4 protein-coding genes and 1 tRNA gene are annotated in these 5,981 nt (G+C 34.4%); 3 read left to right on the top strand and 2 right to left on the bottom strand.

What is annotated here, in order from left to right; all coding sequences use genetic code 11:
* Positions 1-438: FtsX-like permease family protein (locus VNJ50_RS04605; RefSeq protein WP_325579501.1), on the top strand; the 438-nt coding region annotated here is incomplete at its 5' end.
* Between the two features lie 340 nt (positions 439-778).
* The gene (locus VNJ50_RS04600; RefSeq protein WP_325579499.1) at positions 779-1,459 is read left to right on the top strand and encodes a mutarotase; all 681 of its coding nucleotides are present in this window, start codon (positions 779-781) and stop codon (positions 1,457-1,459) included.
* Positions 1,460-1,583: 124 nt separating this feature from the next.
* Here VNJ50_RS04600 and VNJ50_RS04595 read toward each other — a convergent pair whose 3' ends face one another.
* Positions 1,584-2,768, bottom strand: a complete 1,185-nt coding sequence (locus VNJ50_RS04595) for an acetate kinase (protein WP_325579497.1) — start codon at positions 2,766-2,768, stop codon at positions 1,584-1,586.
* 11 nt (positions 2,769-2,779) lie between these two features.
* Complete coding sequence (gene pta / locus VNJ50_RS04590; protein ID WP_325579495.1) at positions 2,780-4,888, bottom strand: phosphate acetyltransferase; 2,109 nt, start codon at positions 4,886-4,888, stop codon at positions 2,780-2,782.
* A 418-nt stretch (positions 4,889-5,306) separates the two neighbouring features.
* Here pta and VNJ50_RS04585 point away from each other — a divergent pair.
* A tRNA-Arg gene (locus VNJ50_RS04585) sits at positions 5,307-5,380 on the top strand.
* The last annotated feature ends 601 nt before the right edge of the window (positions 5,381-5,981 follow it).

The following is a 5,981-nucleotide window of genomic DNA, read 5'->3' as shown; positions in this document are numbered from 1 at the left end:
ATCGATTTAAGACAAGTATTCACATTGGTTGAGGGAATTCTGGAACAAGTATCCTGGGTAATAAACTTCATGGCTTTTTTCAGTATCATTACAGGAATTATTGTTTTGATCGGTTCTGTCAGAACAAGCAAGTACCAACGTATTAAAGAAAGTGTTTTGCTTAGGACGATAGGTGCAAAAAACTCACAGATCTTACAAATTACGGCGTTTGAATACATGTTTTTGGGACTGCTAGGAAGTTTGGTTGGCGTAGTATTGGCATTAGTTAGTAGTTTCAGTTTGGCATTGTTTGTATTTAAAGAACCGTTTGTGCCCTCACTGATTCCATTTGTGGTGTTTTTGCCAGTTATCACTTTATTGGTTTTGGTTATTGGATTGAGTAATGTCCGAGGTGTTCTAAAGAGCTCACCTTTGGAAGTTTTGCGGAGAGAAGCTTAAATAACTAAGTTTATAGAGACAATGACCTGTTAATTCATTAAATTGTAGCATCTTATTTTTATATCGAAATCATGTTAAATATCCTATTTATATTACTCGTTCAAAAACCTTCAGCCACACCAAATCCTGGAAGTGATAGTTCTATTAATCTATCCACACCATTCGATTGGATTATGTTTGTCATCCTTCCTATCGCTATTGTTATTCTATATTTTATTTGGAAAAAAACTAAGAATCAATAAGATTTGAAACAGCTTAAAACTTTAGATTGAAAATTGATAAATAAAATAAGTCTTTTCGTGCTTAAAAGTTTTAAGGTTCCATTTGCTAAACAAAAATAATGAAGCTAAAAGAACATTATGACCAACTTTATAAGGTATCGATAAAAGAAATTTCTTCAGATAATTATGAAGTTGATCCGTTGATTAATTCTGATACTGATGACCGTTTTGGATTATCGCTTATTATTCGGCCGACTGCTGAAGTCAAAAATAAAATCCAGAATTTTTTGACAGAATTACAAAGCGTTGAGCCACATCAATATTATTATCCCAATTCGGATATCCATATCACGGTCATTTCTATAATTTCATGTTATAGCGGTCTTAAACTGTCTCAACTCGATATACCCAAATATGTTAGGGTTATAGAAAACAGTTTAGCAGATTTAGAGAATATTGTCATTAGTTGCGAAGGCGTTACCGCATCGCCATCTTGTCTTATGATCAAAGGATTTATGAATGACAATAGCTTAAATGAACTAAGAAATCAATTAAGAAGCAATTTTAAAAATTGTGGATTGCAAGAAAGTATGGACGAACGTTATCTTATAAAAACAGCTCATGCCACGGTTTTTCGTTTTAAAGAAAATTTACAGCATAAGGAAGAATTTCTAAAAATCATTGATAATTATAAAGACTATGATTTCGGAACTTTTGAAGTGGGTAATATCGAACTTGTTTTTAATGATTGGTACCATCAAGAACGATTGGTAAACAAACTCCATCAATTTAATCTTTAAAATAGTTTATCTTAAATTGGAGATCCAATGTCATATGGAAAAATAAAAAACACTGAAAACCCGAAGATTGACAGTGTTTTAAAATTGATTTAGTGTTTATTTCTTATTTGAAAATCAGTCAAATTTAGTTGACCAAAGTATAAGCCTGTTTTGCAATTTCCAATTCTTCATTGGTAGGAACGACTAAGACTTTTACTTTGGAAGAATTCATACTGATTTCTCGTAGACCTGGAGTTCTCAGTTCATTTTCAGCTTGGTTTAATTCAATTCCGAAGAAATCCATGTCTTCACAAACCATCTTACGAATTAAACTCGAATTTTCACCAATACCTGCGGTAAACACAATGGCATCCAAACCATTCATTGCAGCAACATAAGATCCAATATATTTTTTAATGCGATACGTATTCATTTCCAGGGCCAAAATACAGTCTTTATTTCCGCTTTTGGCAGCAGCTTCAATATCACGTAAATCCATGTGACCGGTAAGTCCCAACATGCCACTCTTATTGGTAACAAGCGTTTTGACTTCATCTAAAGTGTAATCCAAATTATTGACCAAATGGAATATTAAACCATGATCGATATCACCACTTCTTGAACCCATAATCAATCCGTTGGAAGGTGTAAAGCCCAAACTATGATCGATACTTTTACCATCCATAACCGCAGTCATGCTACAACCATTTCCTAAATGGATAGTGATAATTTTAGAAGACGCTAGCTTTAAATACTCATTTGTTTTTTCGGAAACATATTGATGACTTGTGCCATGGAAACCATAAACTTGAATGCCATATTTTTCGTAAAGTTCATTTGGAATAGCATATTTTTTAGCTTTTTCAGGAATGGTTTGATGGAAAGCTGTATCAAAAACAACGACTTGTTTGGCATTGGGAAAAATATCTTCGGCCACAAGAATACCTTCAAGATTTCCGGGATTGTGTAAAGGTGCCAAAGCGATATATTCTTCAACTTTATCTTTAACCTCAGGTGTTATAAAGGTGGTATCAGAAAAAGAATTTCCTCCATGAACCACCCGATGGCCTACAATTTCTACTTCATCAGTATTAGAAATAACACCATGTTCAGGATCCATTAGCAAATCAACAACGCGGCCCAATCCATCTTTGTGATTTGCAATGTTATGGGTTTGCTTTATGGTATCAACATCGGTTTTATAAGTTATGGTGGCAGTTTCATAGCCAATGCGTTCAACAAGTCCCGTACAAATCAATACTTCGGAAGGCATAGCCATTAATTGAAATTTGATGGAAGAGCTCCCCGAATTAATAATTAATATTTTCATATTTTTTAATTTTAAATGCCTTGTGCCTGAATTGCTGTCACAATAATGGTGTTATAAATATCGTCGATGGTGCAGCCACGGCTCAAGTCGTTTACAGGTTTATTCAAACCTTGGATGATTGGTCCTATAGCCAACGAATTTGTTTCTCTTTGAACTGCTTTATAGGTATTGTTTCCTGTGTTTAAATCGGGAAAAATAAAAACGTTTGCTTGTCCTGCTACCTCAGAATCCGGAAGTTTTAATTTGCCAACATTCATATCCACTGCAGCATCGTATTGAATTGGGCCTTCAACTTTAAGATCTGGACGTTTTTGTTTAACAATAGCGGTGGCTTCTCTTACGCGTTCTACATCGGCACCAACTCCTGAGGTTCCCGAAGAATAGGACAACATTGCAATTTTTGGTTGAATTCCAAAAACCAAACTTGTTGCTGCAGATGAAATGGCAATATCGGCCAATTGTATAGCCGTTGGATTTGGATTAATGGCACAATCCCCATAAACCGAAACACGATCGTCTAAAAGCATGAAAAATACTGAAGATACAATAGGGGCTTCGGGTTTGGTCTTAATAAATTGAAGCGCAGGAAGAATGGTATGTTGTGTGGTATGTGCTGCCCCCGAAACCATGCCGTCTGCATCACCTTTATAAACCATCATGGTACCAAAATAAGAAACATCTTCCATCAAATCCTTGGCCATGGCAAGATTGACATTTTTATGTTTACGAAGCTCAAAAAGCGTTTCGGCATACGATTCAAAATAAGAAGATTGAATTGGGTTTATGATATTAACCTTATTAAGATCTAAGCCAATATCAAAACTTGTGATTTTTTCTTCAATTTCTTTAATATCTCCAAGCAAGGTAATATCCACGACATCCAAATCAACCAAACGTTTGGTAGCTCTCAATATGCGTTCATCCATTCCTTCCGGAAGCACAATGTGTTTTTTGTTGGCTTTCGCTTTCTGAAATAAATTATATTGGAACATTCTTGGTGTAACGCCTTTACTTTTAAAGGTGATAAGACGCTCAACCAGGGCATCGACGTTTACATGTTTTTCAAATTCATTAATTGAGGTTGTGATTTTCTCTGTATTTTCAGCATAAATCTGCGATTTAATACTTCCAATACAGTTGGTAACCGAAAACGTTCCGCCTTTAACTAAAATAATAGGAACAATATCTGTTTGGCCTTCAATAAGTTTTAAAATTGATTCTTCGGGCATAATATTTCCCGTTAGCACAATACCAGATATAGTAGGATAATTGTCGGACATATTAGCTTGAAGCGCACCCAAAATAATATCCGCCCTGTCGCCCGGAGTTATGACCAGTGAATTATCCTTTAAATGATTGAGGTAATTAGGCAATTGCATTGCTCCAACGCTAAAATGACCTGCTTGATTATTGATAAAAGCCTCACCAAAAAGCACTTTTGCATCTAGGGTATCCACAATTTCCTTTATCGACGGATTTGCTAAAGTACTGTTCAATGGAATAGCACTAACAATAACGTTTGAAGGAAGGTACTTTCCTAATTCGGTAGTAACAAGATTCAAATTTTCTGGTTGAATTTTATTGGCGATTACGGCAATAACCTCAACGCCTTTATCTGTAAATGAGTCAAAAGCCATTTGAAGGCTACCAACAAATTCTTCCAAGGTTTTCCCAACGCCACCACCGACGATAATTGCCGGCACTCCAAGGTTTTTTGCAATAAGGACATTCATATCAAACTCCATAATGGAGCCTTCACCAATAAAACTGGTGCCTTCTACTAAAATAAAATCAAAGCGCGTTTCAAGGGCTTTATATTTTTCGATAATTTTTCCGATGATTTCATCATCCTTATCTTCATTTTTTTTCCGAATAAGCTCGCTACGCGTAAAAGCATACGACTCCTCAAACCTAATATCCAGATTAAAATATGTAGATATGGTATTGATATGATTATCTATTTTCCCAGGTTTGAAATCATCAACAATGGGCCTAAAATAACCCACTTTGGCAGCTTTGCCCAAAAGTGATTGCATCAATCCGAGTGAGATAATAGATTTGCCGATATTGGGCTCTGTAGTAGCAATATAAATTCCTTTGTTGGTTGGTTTTTTTGACATCTTTTATGCAATTTATATTTTAATAACTTCTGAATAAATGTTGTGCAAAAGTAGGTATTTTGAACCGTAAAGCAAAGGTTGTTTGTACTATAAAATGGGTGCTTTTAATTGAATTTATTAGGAGAATATTATTGTGTCAATCCGTTAAATATTTATAGGTGACGTAAAGAATTTATGGACATTGGAACATCTTAAAAAAGTAGGGAGTTTTATGTGAAATTTTTTGATTAATAAAATTGCTTACATTCTGGTTTTTAGGTAGTTTTAAAATCTCATTTTGAAAAAGTAAATCTTTATGTTATTTTTTTTCAATTTAGTTATGATTTTTTAATAGATATTGTATATTTGCCGACCGTAAGACGAATTAATCATTATTAATTATACTTACAGCCAATTTCAGAACATCTTGTTCTTGATTGGGCTCGTAGCTCAGCTGGATAGAGCACCTCCCTTCTAAGGAGGCGGTCAAAGGTTCGAATCCTTTCGGGCTCACTTTCAAGCCTCAACTTCAGTTGGGGCTTTTTTTTTATTCCATAATCAACTGTTCAGTAGATACTTTTAGATTTTCTTGTATTTTCCCTATTTGCGCCACCGAATTGGGTTTAATTGAGATCGACCACTTTTATTACCACACAAAACCAAACACAAATACCTCTTTTGTAGCCTATTGCAACTCGCTTCGTTATATTTTTAGGGTTTGTTCGTTTTTGTACCAGCGAGCCGACTTCTTGGAGCTCGAACCCCAATAATATGAATATCAAAGTCTATTTTGTTAATGATATGTGTAGCTCTCCCTCCGACCTTATCAGCAGTATTACCTATAAATTAGACTTTACTAATACGTATTTAAAAAGAACTTCATAACAAATAGTATAAAAATATACATTTTATTAAAAATGATAGTATATTTACATTCTAAATTGAATATATGAAATATGATATTTTAAAAAATGTTATCAATCTGCTTGAAGAATTCGAGGCTGATATTTTTTTAGGAAGAACATATCCTAATGATATCGAAGGCTTTAAAAGATGGATAGTTGCCAATTATAAAAGTGATGAAGTAAATAATGAACCTAATTGGGAAGGAAAA

This window comes from Gelidibacter sp. (genome assembly GCF_035577925.1).
Taxonomy (GTDB): Bacteria; Bacteroidota; Bacteroidia; order Flavobacteriales; family Flavobacteriaceae; genus Gelidibacter.
Note: the sequence above shows the minus strand (reverse complement) of the source record. Positions and strands in the feature narration are given on the sequence as shown.